Source organism: Serratia sp. JSRIV002, assembly GCF_019968725.1.
Taxonomy (GTDB): domain Bacteria; phylum Pseudomonadota; class Gammaproteobacteria; order Enterobacterales; family Enterobacteriaceae; genus Chania; species Chania fonticola_B.
Genome location: NZ_CP074143.1, coordinates 4,928,991 through 4,950,760 on the forward strand (window position 1 = coordinate 4,928,991; position 21,770 = coordinate 4,950,760).

The 21,770-nt window shown below is 54.3% G+C and carries 21 protein-coding genes and 1 pseudogene; 9 read left to right on the forward strand and 13 right to left on the reverse strand.

Annotation, left to right across the window (positions count from 1 at the left end; genetic code table 11):
- Window positions 1–95 precede the first annotated feature (95 nt).
- The 6 genes from KGP26_RS23145 (at window position 96) to KGP26_RS23170 (ending at window position 5,857) form a co-directional block, all read left to right on the forward strand.
- Window positions 96–1,070, forward strand: a complete 975-nt coding sequence (locus KGP26_RS23145) for a hypothetical protein (RefSeq protein WP_094981442.1) — start codon at window positions 96–98, stop codon at window positions 1,068–1,070.
- On the forward strand, window positions 1,067–1,390 hold the full coding sequence (locus KGP26_RS23150; RefSeq protein ID WP_021179713.1) for a hypothetical protein: 324 nt from the start codon (window positions 1,067–1,069) through the stop codon (window positions 1,388–1,390). Before KGP26_RS23145 ends, KGP26_RS23150 begins: the two co-directional genes overlap by 4 nt.
- A complete protein-coding gene (locus KGP26_RS23155) occupies window positions 1,390–2,562 on the forward strand; it encodes an MFS transporter (protein WP_223664658.1) in 1,173 nt (390 codons plus the stop codon). Before KGP26_RS23150 ends, KGP26_RS23155 begins: the two co-directional genes overlap by 1 nt.
- Window positions 2,563–2,634: 72 nt before the next feature.
- Complete coding sequence (locus KGP26_RS23160) at window positions 2,635–4,215, forward strand: DUF4910 domain-containing protein (protein WP_223664659.1); 1,581 nt, start codon at window positions 2,635–2,637, stop codon at window positions 4,213–4,215.
- A 3-nt stretch (window positions 4,216–4,218) separates the two neighbouring features.
- On the forward strand, window positions 4,219–4,428 hold the full coding sequence (locus KGP26_RS23165) for a hypothetical protein (RefSeq protein WP_021179710.1): 210 nt from the start codon (window positions 4,219–4,221) through the stop codon (window positions 4,426–4,428).
- Window positions 4,421–5,857: an amidase gene (locus KGP26_RS23170; protein ID WP_094981439.1), complete on the forward strand. Its 1,437-nt coding sequence runs from the start codon at window positions 4,421–4,423 to the stop codon at window positions 5,855–5,857. Before KGP26_RS23165 ends, KGP26_RS23170 begins: the two co-directional genes overlap by 8 nt.
- Here KGP26_RS23170 and KGP26_RS23175 read toward each other — a convergent pair.
- The 3 genes and pseudogenes from KGP26_RS23175 to yacL all read right to left on the reverse strand — a co-directional run bounded on the left by KGP26_RS23175 (window position 5,845) and on the right by yacL (window position 7,731).
- Entirely contained in the window at window positions 5,845–6,915 is a 1,071-nt protein-coding gene (locus KGP26_RS23175; RefSeq protein ID WP_094981438.1) for a hypothetical protein, read from the reverse strand. The genes KGP26_RS23170 and KGP26_RS23175 overlap by 13 nt on opposite strands.
- Before the next feature lie 159 nt (window positions 6,916–7,074).
- Window positions 7,075–7,358, reverse strand: a pseudogene (locus tag KGP26_RS23180) (DeoR/GlpR transcriptional regulator); the annotation flags it as partial.
- Between the two features lie 10 nt (window positions 7,359–7,368).
- Complete coding sequence (gene yacL / locus KGP26_RS23185; RefSeq protein ID WP_021179705.1) at window positions 7,369–7,731, reverse strand: protein YacL; 363 nt, start codon at window positions 7,729–7,731, stop codon at window positions 7,369–7,371.
- Between the two features lie 208 nt (window positions 7,732–7,939).
- On the opposite strand from yacL, the gene KGP26_RS23190 reads away from it, so the two are divergent.
- Window positions 7,940–8,860 carry a LysR family transcriptional regulator gene (locus KGP26_RS23190; RefSeq protein WP_024484333.1) on the forward strand — a complete coding sequence of 307 codons (921 nt, stop codon included), beginning with the start codon at window positions 7,940–7,942 and terminating at the stop codon, window positions 8,858–8,860.
- On the opposite strand, the gene mdcH is transcribed toward KGP26_RS23190, so the two are convergent.
- The 9 genes from mdcH to acnB all read right to left on the reverse strand — a co-directional run bounded on the left by mdcH (window position 8,857) and on the right by acnB (window position 18,833).
- On the reverse strand, window positions 8,857–9,786 hold the full coding sequence (mdcH, locus tag KGP26_RS23195) for a malonate decarboxylase subunit epsilon (RefSeq protein ID WP_071682005.1): 930 nt from the start codon (window positions 9,784–9,786) through the stop codon (window positions 8,857–8,859). The genes KGP26_RS23190 and mdcH overlap by 4 nt on opposite strands.
- On the reverse strand, window positions 9,786–10,409 hold the full coding sequence (locus tag KGP26_RS23200) for a malonate decarboxylase holo-ACP synthase (RefSeq protein WP_094981436.1): 624 nt from the start codon (window positions 10,407–10,409) through the stop codon (window positions 9,786–9,788). The genes mdcH and KGP26_RS23200 overlap by 1 nt, the downstream gene beginning before the upstream one ends.
- A gap of 12 nt (window positions 10,410–10,421) precedes the next feature.
- Complete coding sequence (locus KGP26_RS23205; protein WP_021179701.1) at window positions 10,422–11,381, reverse strand: AEC family transporter; 960 nt, start codon at window positions 11,379–11,381, stop codon at window positions 10,422–10,424.
- Between the two features lie 165 nt (window positions 11,382–11,546).
- Window positions 11,547–12,353 carry a biotin-independent malonate decarboxylase subunit gamma gene (gene mdcE / locus KGP26_RS23210; RefSeq protein ID WP_223664660.1) on the reverse strand — a complete coding sequence of 269 codons (807 nt, stop codon included), beginning with the start codon at window positions 12,351–12,353 and terminating at the stop codon, window positions 11,547–11,549.
- Window positions 12,350–13,186: a biotin-independent malonate decarboxylase subunit beta gene (locus tag KGP26_RS23215; RefSeq protein ID WP_021806267.1), complete on the reverse strand. Its 837-nt coding sequence runs from the start codon at window positions 13,184–13,186 to the stop codon at window positions 12,350–12,352. The genes mdcE and KGP26_RS23215 overlap by 4 nt, the downstream gene beginning before the upstream one ends.
- Window positions 13,179–13,478: a malonate decarboxylase subunit delta gene (locus KGP26_RS23220; RefSeq protein ID WP_021806268.1), complete on the reverse strand. Its 300-nt coding sequence runs from the start codon at window positions 13,476–13,478 to the stop codon at window positions 13,179–13,181. The genes KGP26_RS23215 and KGP26_RS23220 overlap by 8 nt, the downstream gene beginning before the upstream one ends.
- A gap of 21 nt (window positions 13,479–13,499) precedes the next feature.
- Window positions 13,500–14,354, reverse strand: coding sequence for a triphosphoribosyl-dephospho-CoA synthase (locus tag KGP26_RS23225; protein ID WP_059201742.1), 855 nt, complete (start codon window positions 14,352–14,354; stop codon window positions 13,500–13,502).
- A complete protein-coding gene (mdcA, locus tag KGP26_RS23230; RefSeq protein ID WP_094981433.1) occupies window positions 14,354–16,015 on the reverse strand; it encodes a malonate decarboxylase subunit alpha in 1,662 nt (553 codons plus the stop codon). Before mdcA ends, KGP26_RS23225 begins: the two co-directional genes overlap by 1 nt.
- 220 nt (window positions 16,016–16,235) lie before the next feature.
- Window positions 16,236–18,833: a bifunctional aconitate hydratase 2/2-methylisocitrate dehydratase gene (gene acnB, locus KGP26_RS23235; RefSeq protein WP_021179695.1), complete on the reverse strand. Its 2,598-nt coding sequence runs from the start codon at window positions 18,831–18,833 to the stop codon at window positions 16,236–16,238.
- Window positions 18,834–19,520: 687 nt separating this feature from the next.
- Between acnB and KGP26_RS30330 the strand changes: the two genes are divergently transcribed.
- Complete coding sequence (locus KGP26_RS30330; protein ID WP_021179693.1) at window positions 19,521–19,643, forward strand: hypothetical protein; 123 nt, start codon at window positions 19,521–19,523, stop codon at window positions 19,641–19,643.
- 386 nt (window positions 19,644–20,029) lie between these two features.
- On the forward strand, window positions 20,030–20,152 hold the full coding sequence (locus tag KGP26_RS30335; protein WP_256461542.1) for a hypothetical protein: 123 nt from the start codon (window positions 20,030–20,032) through the stop codon (window positions 20,150–20,152).
- A gap of 98 nt (window positions 20,153–20,250) precedes the next feature.
- Here the strand turns inward: KGP26_RS30335 and lpdA are convergent, their stop codons facing one another.
- Window positions 20,251–21,675, reverse strand: coding sequence for a dihydrolipoyl dehydrogenase (gene lpdA, locus KGP26_RS23240; RefSeq protein ID WP_021806270.1), 1,425 nt, complete (start codon window positions 21,673–21,675; stop codon window positions 20,251–20,253).
- Between the last annotated feature and the right edge of the window lie 95 nt (window positions 21,676–21,770).

The following is a 21,770-nucleotide window of genomic DNA, read 5'->3' on the forward strand; positions in this document are numbered from 1 at the left end:
TGTAATCGTGGTAGGTTCAATGGTGCATGCGCATGCACCATTGAACCTTACAACCTTGCTTCCATTAATCCTAACTCCATTCAAAGGTATCTTCGATGATTTCTTTACCTGACTATGTTCATATAAAAGAAAACAAAAGGGATCGAGTCCTTCAGCTGTCAGTTTTCTTGCAAACTCATGAGCTTATTTTCGACGATGATGAAAAGTATCGCAATGCAGTTACTCAACTGAATAAATTGATAACAGGACCTGTTCAACTAACTCAGGCTTGCAATCAAGAAAACGCTCAGTTCTATGAGTACCTACTCGAAAACAACCTGGCTTTTGAACTCCCTGAACAAGATATCACGACCAATGATACAGGTTGTTCTGGCAGTGAGTTCTACAACCGTTTATACAACTTGGTCAATAATCAATGGCTACTCCAACGGGGTGAAACACCACTGGCACAAGCCATGTTGGAACCCGAAAAACATCGCATCCTCTTGCTCGGTTGGACATTGGAATACTTTCACGTCACCCGACTAGCCGTCTCTTCTCTGATTGGTTTCCTAGCCGATCCACTGCCAGCTGCACTCCAGCAGTTAGCACAAGAATTTGTAAAGGAAGAATTGTTTCACGAACGTATTATGGCCAAGGCATTTAGCGATACGCCTTGGCAGGAGAAGCAACTGTATGCTTCATCTCCCCTGCCTTCTACTTTGGCCTATATGGATTTTCTGAAGGATATGGCACTTCGCAGACCTCATTCATTCTTCGCCAGCCTGTTCTTCTATGAAGGCGATGATGATGATCTGATGGCGTTCTCTGAGTGCATTCCCGATACTCCAGAGTTTCACAAAATCCGTGATAGTCATCTCAGCCATGCCCGCATCAATATGCAAGGAGAACATGCTGATTTCACTCAGCACTATTTCAATTTGATCCCCTTATTATCTCATCAGCAACAGCAGGAGATAGTGGACGATATGGCTTACCTCTGCTTCCTCTACTATGACATGCAAGATGAAATCTTTGCCTGCTATCAACATGAAGATGACTTGGAGAAGCGCCTATGTGCCAATCAATGATGTTTAAACTGGTCAGTATGGGCGTAGCCATCAGTGGGGAGCCTTTGGTTGATCTGCGCAACCTTTGGAAAAAAATGACGTTGCAGGAAGGCATTAAGGACGAACTCAGCCATCCACAGCGCGCCTTGGTCACTCGCGGACGTATTCTGATGCTGGAAGGGCAGGAACGCTTTTTTTCCTTTTTACTGTCATGTAGCAAGCATGTGCCAGCCACGCCGCTCAGCAGGGAACTCACTGAACTGCTCTGTACCACACCCTTGCCGATCTATCTGGAGGATCAAGCATTTATCCGTCATTTTTATCGGATGGAGCCGGCATAATGACGCTACTTTTACTCATTACCGCCCTCAAAGCCATCGCTGAGAAAATTATCTACTTCGTGCTGCCGCTTTGGGCGTTCCAATTAACACAGTCAAACGATCTGATGAGCCATGTACGGTTGTTTGAATATCTTCCCTTTCTGGTCCTGGGCTTTATTATTGGTACCCTCGTCGATCGTATTGGTAGCCGAAAAGGTTTTATCGGCGGAACCCTAGGGCAAATAGTCGTGGTCATGCTGTTGGCATTGAATGGTGTCAGCTCGCAACATCTGCTATTTTTATTGGTATTCATGCTCATGGGAATGACCTATTTTGCCAACAATTCTCTGATCGTCCAATCAAAAGTAGCGTTACCAGAAAACCGACTCATTATATATAACAAATACAATAACATGGTGACCAATGTTTTCGACAGTGCTGGTCCAGCCATTATCGGCGGTATGTTGTTATTACTCACTTACACGCAAACACTGAGTTTATCCTATGCCTTGCTGTTTATTGCCTTATTACTGAGCGTGTTCAGTTTTCGCCGCACCCCGCCAGCGGAAAACAAACCCTTTATTCCCGATATCATTTACGGTTTCAAGGCGCTGTATGGATTACGTAATTTATGGATCCTGTCTTGGTGGACATCGTTTGCCAACGCGATTGTCGTCGTTTCTGAAATTGCCGTGATGTATTACGCCAAATCGCAGCTCAACCTTTCTGATTTTCAAGTCGGCCTATTATTTGCCGCGGGGGGTATCGGCGCAATCATGGGTTCCTGGTGTTCCGATCGGGTTGAAAAACGCGTTGGCGTGATCCAGGTACTGGTCTATTCCATCCCACTCATTGGTCTGGCCTATTTACTGATCAGCATACATCTCAATATCGTAACGCTAGGCATCCTGCTGTTCTGCGAATCCTTTTTGTTCTCCATCTATATCGTCTGTGTCCGTACTTACAGACTGGTGGTGGCTCCAGCGAAAGATCTGGGCAAAATCAATGGCATTACTGGCAGTATTTTCAAAATGTTTATCCCTTTCTCTCTGGCCGCTTATGGAGCCTGGGGAAATACGATAACGACCAACGAAGTGCTGCGCATCATGGGAGGATTGTTCCTGATCGGCTCTATCCTGCTATCAGCATCCAATATGTTGAAAATGAAAGAAAAGCTTTCAGATAACTACTGATATTGGGGGATGCGTATGTTCACTGCCCAACAGGTGGCCTGGGTGCTGCAACACAGCAGCACCTCACGCCTTATGCAACCCATTGATGCTCTTGGAAAGTTTGACCGTTATCAAGCGTCACTAGGCATTGAACAAGCGGCAAAATGGGTCGCGGAGGCGGCACAGCAACGGGACTTGCGACAGGTAGAAACGCTACATTTTCCTGCTGATGGCAAACAACATTGGTGGCACTTTACTGCTCCACTGGCTTGGACCCCACTACAAGCCTGGTTGCACGTACCGGCAGCCGATAATTTGTTGATTGACCATCAACAGCACGCGTTTGCCATTGCCACATATTCCTGTGCCGTAAACCAGCAGCACTTCACACTGGCGACGCCCGAAGAAAGCGAATGGCAAGGCAAGGTCCTGGTCATTCCCAGCGAGCAATATCGCCAACAAGATTGGCCATTGCTCCTGGCTCAGGCGGGGGCTGCTGGTTTTATCACCGATGCCCCTGCCTGCCACGATCGGCAAACAAACGTTAGTTTCCGTGGCCGAATTGAACTACCTCCGGGCAGCTCCCTGTTTGCTTTTAGCGCTACGCCAGAAGAAATGAGGCATTTGGAAACAGCGGCCCGCCGCCATTGCTGCGCGCAAGCAGAAATCTGCCTGGATCACACCGCCGCCATGCCAGTGGTGACGGCTTGCCTGCCTGGGTGCGATACCACGCATGAAATATGGCTAACCGCCCACCTTTGCCATTCGCGAGCGGGTGCCAACGACAACGCATCAGGGATCAGTGCCCTGTTGGAAACGGCAGCACTCATCAGCCAACTACAAAAAAACGATGCCTCGCCACCTCTTCGTTACACTCTTCGATTCATCTGGGGGCCTGAGTTCCTGGGTGTGGCTGCATTGCAACATCATTATCGTCACCGCCCTGCACCACTCGCGGTAATCAATCTCGATATGGTCGGAGAAAATCAAACTCTGTGCTGCTCACCACTTTGTATCGAACACCCTCCTCAGCGCCTGTCCTCATCTTTGGGCTTACTTGCTGAAGAGTGTGCCGCCGAGGCTTTTTTACAGACTGCGGATAGTGGCGGGAAATGGCTCAGTATTCCTTTCCACGGATTTTCCGACCATGCGCTGTTTATGAATCACAGCGATCACAGTCGCAATAGCCCAGCAATCCAAATCTGTCATATCGGCGATCGCTTCAACCACACTGCTGGCGATACTTCGGACAAGGTATCACCAGTAGAAATGAAACGTACTCTGGCCATCGTGGTACCGCTGTTGCTGAAACTGCAGCAACAGCGGCCGGAATATATTGCCCCTAAACCACCGGCCACACGGCCTATAGATGATGGCCTCTATGGTCATTGGCCTGGCCCATTGAATTTACGCGGATTGATTCAAGCTCTCCCCCCTGCACTAAGGTATCCATTAGAAAGACACCTGGCGCAAGATAAGCGTTATCTCGCCGCGCTTCATCATTGCGTCTTGAATGCAGATGGCCGTTCCTGGCCGCAAATTGTCGAGGCCACCAATAAAGAACTGGGGTTTATTTTGCCAGCAAACGTAGATGAGAGTTTTCGCAACGCACTGCTTGCATCTTCCTGGTTCACTACTAACGCCAAGCAAGCTGGCATCGATGAGGAGAGATAACCGATGGAAGACGCTGAAATCCTGTTCGAACGTTACATGACGCTGTTAGGGATCGCGGTACCAATACCGTATCGTGCGGGTGCCATACGCTGTACGCACGAAATCCGCGAGGCCGTCGCCCTGCTCGCCGTAGTGAAACATGCCGAGGCGGAACCCGCAAACGGCTTCGATGCGTTGAAAACCGTTGATTGTTATAAGGCGTGCCATGAGTGAATTTCTGCACACTTTGCCCCTGGCCGAGTTGGCCCGGCGCCTGCGCAATAGTCAAATCAGTGCGGTGCAATTAACTGACTATTTTCTGGAACGCATTGCGCGTTTTAACCCGCATATAAAAGCATTTATTCAGGTAGACCCGACGCGGGCACGCCGCGACGCACTGCGTGCCGACGACGAATTGGCTAACGGGCATGACCGGGGACCACTACACGGGATCCCTTACGCACTGAAAGATATTTTCGATGTTGCTGGTGTAGCAACGACCTGTCACTCGAAAATCATGCAGCACCACATTGCGCCACACAGCTGTACAATAGAGAAGAAACTGAAAGCAGGTAGCGGGGTCTATCTCGGCAAACTGGCCACACACGAATTTGCCCTTGGCGGCCCCAGTCTTGAGCTCCCCTTTCCCCCAGCACGTAATCCGTGGAACCCTGCACATTTCACCGGAGCCTCATCATCAGGGGCTGGCGCAGCGATTGCTGCAGGACTGGTTCCAGTAGCCATAGGTTCAGATACTAGTGGTTCCATCCGAGGCCCAGCCTGCATGTGTGGCGTTACCGGTTTCAAACCGACCTTTGGCCTGGTATCCAGATATGGGGTATTTCCTCTCTCATGGTCGCTCGATCACTGTGGCCCACTAACACGCTATGCTGCCGACTGCGCATACGTCATGCAAGTCATCGCAGGTCAAGATCCCCATGACCCTACAGGTTGTAATGTCACCTTTGATTTTGTTAATCCACCCGCGATCAACTGGCGTAATTTCCGCGTCGCTTGGCCGCGCCACCTATTGACGGACAGCCCATATACACACCCGGAATTACTCGCAGCAATGGATAATAGCGTGGCGTTACTGCGCGATGCCGGTGCCACCGTTGAAGAAATTCAATTTAAGGATTACCACTTATTCAACGCCTGCGGCAGGATCATCATGACTGCCGAATCCTTTGCTATCCACCAGCAAAGTCTGCGCGAAAGGCCGGAGGATTTCGGGCGGTTCACCTATCAACGCGTGCTACCTGGCGCGACAATTTCAGCAGCAGAGCTATTGGATGCACAACGCTTACGCAGCGAACTGACAGGATGGCTGAACACCCGCATATTCCCACATTATCAGTTGCTGATATTCCCCAGTACGCTACGGCCGGCACCTGCCTTCAGCGAGTTTGGCACCGATTGGCCACCACCAGCCAACGTGGTACCCACGCAAACCATTCCGTTTAACGTCACCGGTAACCCTGCGTTAAATCTCCCGATTGGCCTGGCCTCTTGCGGTTTGCCCTTGGGAATGCAACTGGTTGGCCCGTTGTTTGATGATAGAACCCTGCTTGCTACCGGCAGTGCATTGGAAACATTACTCACCATGCCGATACTGGCGGAAAGCAGCTTGATCAACGATGCGGTCACTTATCATCCAGCATGAAGCGAGAATCGCGTTTCGCAACGCATTAGGCCCTGAGCCAACACGTCATCGTATGGACCGGTCTCCAATAAAAATCGCACAAGGCTAAGGAAATACTGTACGTAGGGGACACCACTCCACACAAATAGCGGCGATTTGCATAATAGCCAGTCCGCCTCTTTTCGCGTATGGCAATAGACAGGGTTTTGTTTCACCGCTTGATGAAGAGCGGCCTTACTCCCCATCACGGGGACCAGCAGGGGGAAAAGAGCAAACACTGACTGTTTGATCGCCTCAAGAGCCCAAGCTCGAGTACTGAGATTAGGAGTAAGCCGTGAACATAATGTCCATTCTTCACGGAAAGCGGGCAATTCCGTATCCCAGAAAGGCAGGCCATAATCACCGGCAGGATGTTCCGCGACCAAATGATGACGGCAATGCCCAAGTTCATGACTCAGCTCAAGAGCCTCATTGGCGGTCAAATGGCGCAGATCGTTCGCTCGAAGGCTGAGCGCGGCACTACGAGTGTCACCTTCCCACTGCAAATCGGCAAAGCTATCATCACCGACTTGCACCTCCACCTGCATTCCATCAATACTGACAATCGCTTGGTTTTTACTGCAACGAATGCATGCGACGGCCAGTACATCACAAACCTTCGCTAGCGAGGTTGCCCCCGTCAGGCAAGGCTGAAGAAACTCATGGCGCATAAAATGCGGCTGTGCGGGATCGAAATTCAGATCGTGCCACTCCAGCCCCATCGCAATATGCCTCGTCAACGAAATAATATCTGCTGCCAGCCCCTGCCGATCAACCCGAATACCAAAATAGGCAAGTCGGCGAGCGCTTTCGGCATACAGGGGGTCAATACATGGAGCTACCCGATCTCTTGACGCTGTATCGTAAGCATCTAGCGCATCCAGGTATCGATCCTCAAGCGGATCTTCCCGTACATTAGCCATAACATAAAGCCAGGAAAGACGCTGTGGCAGAGCAATATCTCCAGCCGTCGCCCTCAGTGTTTCCTCATCTATCGTTTCACTAAATAGTTGTTCAACCTGAGCTCTATTGATATCCATAACGTTCCATGCTGAGTGTCAAATGCCAAAATAAGGTCGTGCTCAACCGCCGCGTTCGGCTAACCGGCGCCGCACGATAACCTCTTTACAGCTTAGCACTACGGCTTGAAAGTGCATGGACCAACATGGGAATTGGCGAGGGTCCTGAATCAAACCACGTTACGCCAAATGCAAACCACAAGGTAGATCGGCTAGTTGCCGCTGAGCCGTCTCTGGCAAGGCCTTGTCGGTGACAATATCCGTCAGGCTGGCAAGCGGGGTCACACAGAGACATCGTATTTACTGCTATCTGCCAGCAGCACCCGCTGGCGGGCATTAGCCATCAGATCCTGCTTCAGGCCCGCCTTCTCTTCGGTGGGCGTGGTAATACCTTTCTCAATGCTCCACGAGTTACAGCTGACAAACGCAATATCCGGGTAGATCCCACGCAGCATCCTGCGCCCGTCTGGATAATCAGTAGTTGAGCATAAACGAGCGGTAGGCTTTCAGCACCGTCAGAAAGTCTTCGATGCCACAGAAAGAGAGGCTCTCTTCGTCGTAGTAGTTCATCCCCTCTTCCATTTCGTCGCCTTCGAACTCCAACTGGTTGGCGCGGATCATCACCTCTTCACCGTCCATCAGCAACGTGTATTCGTGGCCTTCCAACTGCCATTGACGCTCACTGCCCTTGACACCTGCCGCACCGGCTTCGATACGGTCCAGCAGGTTAAAATCACCGTTGAGCTCTTCGTTAATCCAATGGCCGATGGCCTCATGCCCCATCGAAAATCTGACCACCACCTGACCGGTTACGTCACGCAGAAATTCGTAATCCATAGCATGCCCTCCTGAGCGGTGTATAAGACTGAGTTTAACCTTAAATTCGCAGCTAACTCAGTGAGCGCTCGCAAAGTTGTTCAATAATTCGTGGCGCAATATAACGGTCCGCCCTCCACTTGGGAAGCGGGAAGGCTCTTGGTGCCTGCTATGGACGGGCAATTGTTGTTATCATGACACTTCTTAGCCCTTACCCAAGCCTGAGCCGATGATCGACAGCGAAATCACCCTGAAAAAATTGGAAATCTTTCTGGCGTTTATGGAGAAGGAAAACATCGGCCGAGCCGCAGAACAGCTTGGCTTGAGCAGCGTTAGCGTGCATCGTGCGTTACATACCCTGGAAGAGGGCTTTCGCTGCCCGCTGTTTATTCATAAAGGGCGCAACCTGCTGCCCCTGCCCGCAGCACTTACGCTGGCAGAATACGCACGCGATATCGTGGATCTCACCTACAAAGGTATCGAAGAAACTCGGTTGAAGGCGGGGTTTGGCCAGCAACGCATGCGTATCGGCACGCTCTACTCACTGACGCTGGAAACCATTCCACGGTTGATCATGGGGCTGAAGGTGCGACGCCCGGCCATGGAGATCAGCCTGACTATGGGATCGAATGAAGATCTGCTGGCCCAGTTGGAAAACCAATTGCTGGACGCCATCCTGATTTCGGTTTCCGACAGCCAAATCGATCCGCTGCGCTTTGAGATCCTGCCGCTGTTTGAGGATGATATCTATCTTGCCGCACCGGCAGCCTCGGCGCTAAACAGCGATGGCACGGCAGACCTGCAAGACTTTCGCAGCCAGAAGTTTGTCTCCCTGACCGAAGGCTTCGCCACCTACCACGGCTTTAGCGAAGCGTTTCAGATTGCCGGTTTTGAACCGGAAATCGTCACCCGGGTGAATGATATTTTCTCCATGCTCAGCCTGGTGCAGGCCGGGGTGGGCTACACGCTGGTGCCTGGGCGGATGAAGAAGATGTATGAACACACGTTGAAATTACTGCCGCTGTGCGAACAGTACCAGATGCGCCAAACCATCGCGCTGGTGTTCAATCGTAACCAGCAGCAGGATCCGAACCTGCTGGCATTGACGGCGGAAGGCCGCATGTACGCTCGCGGTGAAGGGCCGGTTTAATCGCGCCGATATTTGGCGACAATGCCGCAGACCGCGTTCAGGCCCAGTTGGCAGCGGGACAGCGCTTCCCCCTGCTCCATCACTTTTTTGGTCAAGCCGGTTAATACCGCGCCCGGCGGCATTTCGATCGCCAGACGGACTTCCCGTTCGTAGGCCGCCACCATCGCCTCATGCCAGCGCACGGTGCGGGCCATATTGAAGGCCAGATCGTCAGCAATTCGCTCCGGTTGCCATAACACGCGCCCGGTACTGCCGCTGAGATACGCAACCTGCGGCCGATTGATGGTTACCTGCTTCATAGCCTGCGCCAGCTTTTCCGCCGGTTGTGCCAACAGGGCACAGTGGGAAGGGACACTCACCGCCAAACGCTGGGTTTTCGCTGCACCGGCGGTTTTTGCCAACGCCATGACCTGCGCCATCGCGGCTTCGCTACCCGCGATAACCAATTGGTCTTCGGCATTGATATTGGCCAGATAGGCCGGTAACTCAGCACTATTGACCTCGTCTATCAGCCTTTCCACCTGCCGCAACGGCAAACCGACAATCGCCGCCAAGCCATATCCCGCAGGGTAAGCCTCCTCCATTAGCTGGCCGCGCAACGCCACCAGCCGGACGGCATCGGGAAATGCCAAGGCCCCGGCGATCACCGCGGCCGGAAAAGCGCCGATGGATAGCCCACTGACAAAATCAGCCTCGACCCCGTGTTGCTGTAATTCCCGCGCGTAAGCCACACCGGCTATCAGCAGGCACAGCTGCACTGCCCGGGTTTTCTGTAAGGCTTCGGCGCTGTCCAACGCCAGTACATCCTGGTCAAGAACAGCGCAGGCCTCGCTTAACAACCGCTGGGTTGTTTCATTGGCCGGCAGTTGGTGCAGCATTTGAGGCACCTGCGGCCCTTGTCCGGGAAAGGTAAATAAAATCTTCATCAGATCTCCTGAGAGCTGGCCCAGGGATCCGTCGTCAACAACGGTCCCTCAGCGGTTTTCAGCATCGCTCGCCCATCCCGCAGCCATTCGCTCAGGGCAAAGCCACCGAGCGGTGTTTCTATTTGGGCATCGGCGCGGCAAGGCAACGCCTGCAACCACTGTGCCAGCCTCTGCAACTCATCAAGGCTGGCAGGCTGCGGGCAGCGAACCAACAGATCCAGATCGCTGTCGGCATGCATCACCGGGATTTCAGTCGCCAACGCATAACCACAGCTACCTGTCACGCCCCAGCCCCACGGCCAAGGCCGCTGAGCCAGCATAATGAGCGCCTGCACCGGAGGCTGGGAAACAAAGCTCGAGTGCAGCAACGCCAGCGGCTCACTCACTAAAGACTCCGGCGTCACTACGCGCCGGATAGCCTCTGCGCTAACCCAAGCTGCGGCGCGCTGGCTGCGTTTCATTCCCCGGATCCCCACCGGGATCCGCCCGCTATCCTGAACATCGCGCCGTACTACCAACGGTAATGAAGTGCGCCACTGCTGGCCAACCCACTCCGGCAACGCCTGATCGGCACTGAGGGCAGCACGGTCACTAATCCAAATCAGGTCATGCGGGCGAATCATCGGCTTCTCCAGTTACATCCCTGAGGTCAGGGTGATAAACAGCGGTAAGGTAATGATACACAACACGGAACTGATCAGTAACGTGGCTTCGGCATCCGGCGACTGCACGCCAAAACGGTTACCAAAGACGATACCGAAGAAACCGGCAGAAAGGGCGATCATCAAAATAGCGGTAATGGCTACACTGCCGTGCAGGCCCAATGCCAGCACCAGCCCCCAGGCAATAAACGGTTGGATTAACAGTTTGGTCACGCTCGACAGCAGCACCGGGCCGTTGATCTGCAACTTACGGGCAGACAGGATCACCCCGGTCAGGAACAGAGCCGTCGCCGTGGCCGACAGGCCAAGCGGTTTGATCGCGGCCAGCACCATTTCAGGCATATGCACGCCTACCGCCGACAGCACCACCCCAAGCAGCGGCCCCCAGACGATCGGTTTTTTCACCGAGCGCCACATCAGCACCGGCAACATGCCCAGGCTGGACCCCTGAACCCCGCCGGCCGCACGGGCCTTTTCACGCTCGAGGATCAGCAGGCAGAACGGCGTCATCAGTACCGAACCACAGGCGATAGCCACCGCCACGGACAGCGAGGTTCCCGGCGTTTCCCCCAGCACGCTACCGAGGATCGGCAGGCCAAGCGCGGCATAGTTGGGCAATGCCACGGTGAGCGTCAGCACCGCGGCATCCTGCGGAGACTTATGGAAGATCCCGGTGCAGGTAAAATAGATCGCCGCATAGGTGATCCACATCGCCAGCACCAACACCACGATCAGCGGCGATTGCTCGACGATCCCCGCCCAAGGCGTTTGTACGGTGGCACCGAACAGGGCCGCTGGCAGTGCAAAATCCATCACGAAGATGTTGAGTAATGAAACGTTCTGGTTATCGACCATTTTTGCCTTACCGGCAAAAAAGCCCAGCAGCATAATGACAAAAATCGGCGCCAAGGCATGAATAATTACGTATGTCATAAATCACCTGTTAAAAAGAAAAATCAGTCAGATCAGGTGCGATGGTATTAGTTATATTGTTATATGCAGGTGAAGCTTTATGCCGGATCGGAACGCATCATATGCGCCCTCCCGGCGGGTAGTATTTTGTTCCTGAACTCTGACGTAAAAATGGCTAACGTGGCATTACCACTCTGCGCGCATACGTTCACGCACCAGCGAAGAGCTATGGCGGTTGTCTGCTCCCAGGCGGTTAGTTAATCCACCCCCTTCACGGCGAGTTTTGGCGATCGCCTGGATCAGTGCGTGGCGTACCAGATTAAGTTCCTGCTCACTGGCCTGCAGCGGGTCACGGATATCCAGTAACTGTTCCAGCAGGCCCAGCGAGCTGTAATGCTCGATGTCATAAGCCATCGGTGGAATGGTTGCTGCCAGTTTCTCCAGCGCCTCAACGGAACGTAACGTGATGCGCGCCGCAGACTCTTTGCCCATCGCATGGATCATCACGCCTGCATCGTTGAAGGCGATCAAGCGGTTGGCCTGATAGCCGTGCGCCAGAAACGCGCCAGACATGGCTTTACCCACGATTAAACCAATCACCGGATGGCCTGCCAGCCGAGCCTTGGCATAAGCCCCGGCCGCACCGGCCAAGGCTTGGTGAATACCAAAGGCCTCTTCCCGGCGCCCGTAGGCCTGGCTCGGCACATCGATCACCGCCACGATGGCGCGCTTTTGTACTTTACCCACGTCAGCCGCGACTGCTTCACTGACTACCTGGGCTAACGTCCAACCTTCCAGCAATCCTACTTCGCCGCGTGCAGCGCGTGGGTAATGGTTATTTGCATCCGGCACCACGGCGATAAAACGCACCGGTTGGCCCTCTAGTTCAGCGTCCGCAACCCGGATCGAGGCGCACTGCCCCTGGCGCTGCTCGGCCCCCGCCGTCAGCAAAGAGAACCAATATTCTCCACGGCTTGATGATGACGTACTCATACCCGATCCTCCGCAGCAAACAGTTGAGCAATGACCGCCGAATCCGCCTGCTGGCGGGTGTCGAACTGCGACAGTTTCGGCAAGTAGTAGTGATAATTGTCGGAACGGTGCTGAACAGGCACGCCGCGTTGCAGACAACCTTTCATCGCCGCCTTGACCGCATGCAGCGCATCCGGGACTTCTTCATCGACAAAGCCGCTGCGATAGCGCACGTCGCCACCGGTCATGCTCCAGATAAAAGGCCGATCGCGGGAATCGTACTCTTCAATACCGGCTTCCTGTTCAATGACCTGTGGGCCGTTTAAGCCCAGGCGCGCTTCACGGGTGACGATTAGATAGCTGCATAAAGCCGCCGCTATCGACATCCCGCCAAAGCAGCCCACGGTACCGGCAATAATACCCACCACCGGGGTGTAGCGGCGCAGATCGACAATCGCCGCATGAATATCCGCGATCGCTGCCAGCCCCAGGTTGGCCTCCTGCAAACGCACGCCACCGGTTTCCAGCAGCAAGACTGCCTGAGTCGCAATGCCGTTGCGGTTATCTTCTGCTGCCAGTTCCAGGGCCGCGGCCATCTTGGCACCGGAAACCTCCCCCATGCTGCCGCCCTGGAACGCCCCTTCTACCGCCACCACCACTGCCGGTTTACCGTCAATGGTGCCTTTAGCAACCACCATGCCGTCATCGGCCTGGGTGACTATGCCCTGCGGCTCCAGCCAGGGAGAAGTAATACGCTCAAATGGCCCCAACAGCTCACGGAAACTGCCACTGTCCAGCAAATTGCGGGCGCGCTCCCGGGCGCTGAGTTCGATAAAGCTGAGATCATCACGCATGGGCGGCCTCCTCAAATACCTGTTCAATACGCAGCCGAGCCACTCCCGGCGTAGCGCCGAAGTCGTTAATCTCTAACCGCCCGGCAGGTAAATCGCGCAACGAGGCCAGGCGTTCAAACAGGTGCTGCCAGCGCTGCCGGCTACCGTCTACGGAGGTTTTGATTGCCACCGTCAGCGTGCCGTCAGCCGCAGGTTCAAACAGAGCCTCCATGTCACCGGAGCCCACGACGCCGGTTAGTGCCTTACCCGGCAGCGTAATGCTGGCCGGATAACTCAAATCGATATGTTCCATAACATCCTCTGGATTGATTATTCAGCGGGCCGTAGCCCGATCGAGGAACAGAGCCGCAGCCAGTAAATCGGCCGCGCCACCGGGTGAAGCGTTGCTCGCCAATAGCCGTTGCTCCAATTTGGCCAACGCCGCCTGCCCTGCCGGATGTTGATACCCTCCGGCATGCAGTACCTCGGCTGCCCCTTGCTGCATCGCTTTTAGCGCCGTTAACCCACCGCGCGACAGCACGCAGGTATCGCTCAGGGTGGTCATGATGGCCATCAAGGCATCAATCTGCGCGGCTGGCTCACTGGCCCCCTGGTTCCTGCTGTACCACAGCTGCGGTAGCGCACGTTGCATCACATGCGGGAAACCTTGCTGGGCCTCCTCCCGCGCGCCGGGTACCTGATAACGTTGAGTGGCTCGCAAGCCTTTGCTGAACACCTTCGGGCTAGCATGATCCGGCAACTGCGCCAACTGAGCGGCTAATGTGCAACTGCTGGATGGCGTTGCGTTCCCCCCTTGCATGGCTACCGCCGTCACCAGCAGGCCCATCGCCCAGATTGCCCCGCGATGTGTATTAACACCGGCAGTGGCAGCCATCATCCGCTGTTCGCCTTCCCGGCCAATCCGGCCCACTTCCTGACGCAACGCACTATCTGCCGGACGCTGCCAACCGGCAATCGCCAGCCGGTAGAAGACCGGCGTCAGACTGTGGGCGGAACGCACCATCAACGCCAATGTCAGATCCTGATGCGCACCGGAACCCCGTGCATCCACCAGACCTGGTTTCGGGCTGAGGCGCGCCTCATCCACTAGCGCCTGCGTGGCAAACTCCGCCAACCGCGCGGCAGCCAAATCCGCATCAGAAGCGAGTAAACAGGAGGAAAGTTTCATTACCAGCTCCGGAATTTCGCTGGCGGGTTATACAGGCCGCCGGACCACTCGACCAGATCCGCTACGCTGCCTGCGGCCAGCAAAGAACGCGAAGCATCGGTGCGGCGAATGTCGAGATCTTCCGGGAACACCACTTTGCCTTCGCGGCGCAGCTCGGCCACGCGTTTAGCGTCCACACCCAGCCCGATATCGGTGATACCGGCCACCGCTGCCACCATGGCGCGGCGCTCTTCCAGCGAGCGTGCACGATACAGATAAGCGATGCCCTCTTCGGTCAGCACATGGGTGACGTCATCGCCGTAAATCATCACCGGTGCCAGCGGCATGCCAGACTCTTGCGCCACATCGACAGCATCGAGTTTTTCTACGAAGGTCGGTTTGGCCCCCGCCTGGAAGGTTTCCACCATTTGCACCACCAGCTTGCGGCCACGAGCCAACGGATCCGGCTCTTCGATCATATCCAGCCAGGCAGGCGTAGCGTGGCGACGACCGTGTGGATCGTGCCCCATGTTCGGTGCGCCGCCAAAACCGGATAGGCGACCACGTGTCACGGTAGAAGAGTGGGCCATACCGTCGATCTGTAAGGTTGAACCGATAAACATATCTACGGCGTACTGACCGGCCATCTGGCAGAACGCACGGTTGGAGCGCATGGAACCGTCGCTACCGGTAAAGAAAATATCCGGGCGGGCGGCGATATAATTCTCCATCCCCAGCTCACCGCCAAAACAGTGCACGGTCTCCACCCAGCCGCTTTCAATTGCCGGGATCAGGGTTGGATGCGGGTTCAGGGTCCAGTGTTTACAGATTTTGCCCTTCAGACCCAGTTGCTCGCCATAGGTAGGTAGCAGCAATTCAATGGCGGCGGTGTTGAAACCGATACCGTGGTTCAGCGATTGCACCTGATGTTTGGCGTAGATGCCTTTGATTGCCATCATCCCCATCAACACGTGCACCGGTTTGATCAGGCGCGGATCGCGGGTAAACAGCGGCTCAATAAAGAACGGCTTGTCTGCCACCACGACAAAATCGATCCAGGAGCCGGGGATATCAACTCTCGGCAGGTCAGTTTCATCATCAACCAGTTCATTGACCTGAGCGATGACGATGCCGTCTTTAAACGCAGTGGCCTCCACCAGTGCCGGGGTATCTTCGGTACTTGGCCCGGTGTACAGATTGCCATGACAATCGGCCTTGAACCCCGCCACTAGCGCCACGTTCGGCACCAGATCCACATACAGGCGGGAATAGAGTTCTATATAGGTGTGGATGGCACCGATTTCGAGCTGCCCATCTTCCAACAGTTGGGAAATGCGCAGGCTCTGGGTACCAGAGAAAGCAAAATCGAGCTTGCGGGCGATGCCCTTTTCAAAAATATCCAGATGCTCGGCGCGGCCAACGCTTGGCATAATCATATGCAGATCGTGGACCTTGGCGGGGTTGACCTCGGCGAGCATACGGGAGAGAAAATCGGCCTGTTTCTGGTTATTACCTTCCAGCACCACCCGATCGCCAGAAACCAGCAGTTTTTCCAGCACGCTGGTCAGATCGGCGGTGGGGATCACTTTGCCCTGCGACTGCCCTTGCACACTCGCGATACGGCGTTTTTTTTCCTGCCGCCGGGTATCCCAAACGCGCGTGGGGCTTTGATGAAGCGACATACCTCAACCTCCTGGGTTTACTTGGTTCTGTTCAGTACGGTTAGAGTAAGAGTCTAGGAGAGCGCCATCAATCAAGCAGGGGGATGGTTTATTAGCCTGAGAGTAATGGTTTCATCAAATCAAGATTAATCAATCAGTTAATATCAATAAAAGCCGGGGTCGATCACAAAAAAACGGGGAACCCAAAGGCTCCCCGTGATGATGCTAACTCAGTACCGAATTACACCGCAGTTTGGAAGATCACACCGTCGGCTTTTTCCGTGTACTGGGTCAACTGGTCGAAGTTCAGGTAGCGGTAGGTATCCGCCGCCGTCTTGTCGACCTGTGCCATATAGGTCTGATACTCATCAGGCGTTGGCAGACGGCCCAGCAGTGATGCCACTGCTGCCAGCTCTGCAGAAGCCAGATAAACGTTGGCTCCGGTACCCAGACGGTTCGGGAAGTTACGGGTCGAGGTGGAAACCACGGTCGCACCGTCCGCTACGCGTGCCTGGTTACCCATACACAGTGAACAGCCAGGGATCTCGATACGCGCCCCGCTCTTGCCAAAGACGCTGTAGTAGCCTTCTTCAGTCAGTTGCGCTGCGTCCATTTTGGTTGGCGGAGCCACCCACAGACGGGTTGGCAGTTGGCCTTTATGCTGATCCAACAGTTTACCTGCCGCACGGAAGTGGCCGATGTTGGTCATGCAAGAACCGATAAACACTTCGTCGATCTTGCTGTTGGCCACGTCGGACAGCAGGCGCGCGTCGTCCGGATCGTTCGGCGCACACAGGATTGGCTCCTTGATATCAGCCAGATCGATTTCGATCACTGCGGCATATTCCGCATCCGCATCGCCTTCCAGCAACTGCGGATCCGCCAGCCATTTTTCCATCCCCTGAATACGGCGCTCCAGGGTACGGCGATCGCCATAACCTTCGGAGATCATCCACTTCAGCAGCACGATGTTGGAGCTCAGATATTCGGCAATCGGTGCCTTGTCCAGCTTGATGGTACAACCGGCAGCGGAACGTTCTGCAGAGGCATCGGTCAGCTCAAACGCCTGTTCGACCTTCAGTTCCGGCAGACCTTCGATCTCCAGAATGCGGCCAGAGAAAATGTTCTTCTTACCCTTCTTCTCTACGGTCAACAGGCCCTGCTGGATCGCGTAGTAAGGGATAGCATGCACCAAATCACGCAAGGTAATACCAGGCTGCATTTTGCCTTTAAAGCGCACCAGCACCGACTCAGGCATATCCAGCGGCATCACGCCGGTCGCGGCAGCAAAGGCTACCAGACCAGAACCGGCCGGGAAGGAAATGCCGATCGGGAAGCGGGTGTGGGAATCGCCACCGGTACCAACGGTATCCGGCAGCAACATACGGTTCAGCCAGGAGTGGATCACACCATCACCAGGGCGCAGCGAAACGCCGCCACGGTTCATGATGAAGTCTGGCAGCGTATGGTGAGTCGTGACGTCTACCGGTTTCGGGTACGCGGCAGTGTGACAGAACGACTGCATCACCAGATCGGCAGAGAAGCCCAGGCAAGCCAGATCTTTCAGCTCGTCACGGGTCATTGGGCCAGTGGTATCTTGTGAACCTACCGAGGTCATCTTAGGTTCGCAGTATTCGCCAGGGCGAACACCAGCAACGCCACAGGCACGGCCCACCATTTTCTGCGCCAGCGAGAAGCCCTTGCTGCTAGCCGCTACCGGCTTGGCAATACGGAACACTTCGCTGTGCGGTAGGCCCAGCGCTTCACGCGCCTTGGTGGTCAGGCCACGGCCGATAATCAGTGGGATGCGGCCACCGGCACGCACTTCATCCAGCAACACATCGGTTTTCAGCTCGAAGCTGGCAACCAGTTCGCCGGTCTCATGGTTACGCACTTCGCCTTTATACGGGAAGATGTCGATCACATCGCCCATGTTCAGGTTGGAGACGTCCACTTCGATCGGCAACGCGCCTGCATCTTCCATGGTGTTAAAGAAGATTGGCGCAATCTTGCCGCCCAGCACCACACCGCCGCCACGCTTGTTCGGCACGTAGGGGATGTCGTCACCCATAAACCACAGCACCGAGTTGGTGGCAGATTTACGGGAAGACCCCGTACCGACCACGTCACCGACGTAGGCCAGCGGGAAACCTTTCTTGTTCAGCTCTTCAATCTGCTTGATTGGGCCAACGCTACCCGGTTGATCCGGGAAAATACCTTCACGTTCGCTTTTGAGCATCGCCAGCGCATGCAGTGGGATATCTGGACGTGACCAGGCATCTGGAGCGGGTGACAGATCGTCGGTATTGGTTTCGCCAGTCACTTTGAACACGGTCACGGTGATCTTTTCCGCCAACGGTGAACGGGACAGATACCATTCGGCATCGGCCCAAGACTGCATGATTTGCTTGGCGTGTGGGTTACCGGCTTTGGCTTTCTCTTCTACGTCGTAGAAGTTATCAAACATCAGCAGCGTATGGGAAAGCGCCTTGGCAGCAATCGGTGCCAGCTTTTCGTTATCCAACGCCTCGATCAGCGGATGAATGTTGTAACCGCCCTGCATGGTGCCTAGCAGTTCAATGGCTTTTTCGGGGGTAACCAGGGGGGAAGTGGCTTCGCCTTTGGCAACGGCTGCCAGAAAACCTGCTTTGACATAGGCGGCTTCGTCGACGCCCGGTGGCACACGGTTAATCAGCAGGTCTAACAGAAATTCTTCTTCGCCTTTTGGCGGATTTTTTAATGATTCAACCAGCGCTGCCATTTGTGTCGCATCTAATGGCTTAGGGACGATGCCCTCTGCAGCACGCTCGGCCACGTGCTTACGGTATTCTTCTAGCACGACTTTCTCCTCGCTCTCATTGTCATTTATTGTGCCTGGCGTTTTATATTCAAACCGGGTTTAGCGCACGGCGATATTTGACGGGGCACTGCTGTCGATATCCTGGACTGTAAGTAAGGTACAGTGCCCGGTTCCGCCCAGCCAGCATATCAGGATTTGAATCGGTTGTTAATTCGTTCACATAAAAGCAACATTAAATCTTTGCTGAATCGTTGACCGCAGCGTAATCGGCTGCAAAGCAGGCGGGACGGGCTCGGGTTCGATACGGCACAACAGCAATCTCAGCCCAATGAGCACAACATAACGTCCATACTTTTACAATGGTTATCGATAGAGTTGGGAGAAATTGGCAGGCGTTGGGCACAAAAAAACCGCCATAAAGACGGTTCTTTTGTATCCGTACAGTGTTAGCAGGCACCGAACGGATTTCTTACATCGTTAAGAACGATACAAGCGCTAACGAACAGGTTCATTGTGCGTAAATCTGGTTAAAAAATCAACCATCGGGATGCAAAAACCCTTTTTTTTATGTACCCTGATTCTGGGTCTGTTCTGCCGGTTTAGCAGCCGGTCATCGGGCTTGAGAACAGTGCTGCAACTACTGCGATACAAGCGCTGACGAACGCTTGTTCCGCCGGGATTTTTCCGGTGAAGTCGCGGTGGTCGTGGTTCCACAAGGAACGCGCAATGAAAGGGAGAACACTCATTATCCTGCTCATTGTACTGGGTTCGGTGTTTGGCGTCAGCAAAGGCGGCTGGTCAGTTTCCAGCAACCAACTGATCTTCAACGTCGTATTCCAGAACAAGTAAGCTACTGGCCGCTCTTTGAGCGGCCTTTTATCAGGGACTCGCCAATCCCCCGGCTCAAGGCACAAAAAAACCGCCATAAAGACGGTTCTTTTGTATCCGTGCAGTGTTAGCAGGCACCGAACGGATTTCTTACATCGTTAAGAACGATACAAGCGCTATCGAGCAAGGCCATTGTGCGTAAATTTGGTTAAAAAATCAACCGATCTGATGCAAAAAAACGCTGTTTTATGTACTCTGATTTTGGGTCTGTTCTGCCGGTTTAGCAGCCGGTCATCGGGCTTGAGAACAGTGCTGCAACTACTGCGATACAGGCGCTATCGAGCGCTTGTTCCACTGGGGCTTTCCCGGTGAAGTCGCGGTGGTCGTGGTTCCACAAGGAACGCGCAATGAAAGGGAGAACACTCATTATCCTGCTCATTGTACTGGGTTCGGTGTTTGGCGTCAGCAAAGGCGGCTGGTCAGTTTCCGGCAACCAACTGATCTTCAACGTCGTACTCCAGAACAAGTAAGCTACTGGCCGCTCTTTGAGCGGCCTTTTATCCGCTACTCACCAAATAAAAACGGCCCCTTTACAGGAGCCGCTTATCAACCTTACCAACCGCTGAAATTACTTCTTCTTGGCTTTCGGGTTTGGCAGATCGGTGATGCTGCCTTCGTAGATCTCTGCTGCCAGACCTACGGATTCGTGCAGGGTTGGGTGAGCATGGATAGTCAACGCGATATCTTCTGCGTCACAACCCATCTCGATCGCCAGACCGATTTCACCCAACAGCTCGCCGCCGTTGGTGCCGACAATCGCGCCACCAATGATACGGTGCGTTTCTTTGTCGAAGATCAGTTTGGTCATACCGTCTGCACAGTCAGAAGCGATAGCACGGCCTGAAGCTGCCCACGGGAAGGTGGACGTTTCGTAGCTGATGCCTTTCTCTTTGGCTTCTTTCTCGGTCATCCCTACCCATGCCACTTCTGGCTCGGTGTAAGCGATCGATGGGATCACTTTCGGGTCGAAGTAGTGCTTCATACCAGCGATAACTTCAGCAGCTACGTGGCCTTCATGCACGCCTTTGTGCGCCAGCATCGGTTGACCGACGATGTCACCAATCGCGAAGATGTGCGGCACGTTGGTACGCAGCTGTTTGTCGACGTGGATAAAGCCACGGTCGTCAACTTCTACACCGGCTTGGCCAGCGTCCAGCAGTTTACCGTTCGGCACACGGCCGATCGCTACCAGCACCGCGTCGTAACGCTGTGGTTCTGCAGGGGCTTTTTTACCTTCCATCGTGACATAGATGCCGTCTTCTTTGGCTTCTACCGCGGTCACTTTGGTTTCCAGCATCAGGTTGAACTGCTTGCTGATACGCTTGGTAAAGACTTTAACCACGTCTTTATCTGCAGCCGGGATCACCTGGTCGAACATTTCAACCACGTCGATCTGTGAACCCAGAGCATGGTATACGGTGCCCATTTCCAGGCCGATGATACCGCCGCCCATCACCAGCATGCGCTCTGGAACGGTTTTCAGCGCCAGTGCATCGGTGGAATCCCACACGCGTGGATCTTCATGAGGAATAAATGGCAGTTGGATCGGACGGGAGCCTGCGGCGATGATGGCATTGTCGAAGTTGATGGTGGTAGCACCATTCTCGCCTTCAACCACTAGCGTGTTGGCGCCGGTGAATTTACCCAGGCCGTTGACCACTTTCACTTTGCGGCCTTTAGCCATGCCAGCCAGACCACCGGTCAGCTGATTGATGACTTTCTCTTTCCAGACGCGCACTTTGTCGATGTCGGTTTTCGGCTCGCCGAAAACGATGCCGTGTTCGGCCAACGCTTTGGCTTCTTCGATCACTTTGGCAACGTGCAACAGTGCTTTGGAAGGAATACAGCCCACGTTCAGGCAAACACCGCCCAGAGTGGAGTAACGCTCAACCAGAATGGTTTCCAGACCTAAGTCAGCGCAACGAAAAGCAGCAGAGTAACCCGCAGGGCCCGCCCCAAGTACCACGACCTGAGTTTTAATTTCAGTACTCATCATGACCTCTTAATTGTTTGTCCGGCGGGTCAGACGTCATTTTTATTGCTAGTCGATCTCATAACGCCCTTCATCCACCGGGACGCATACACCGC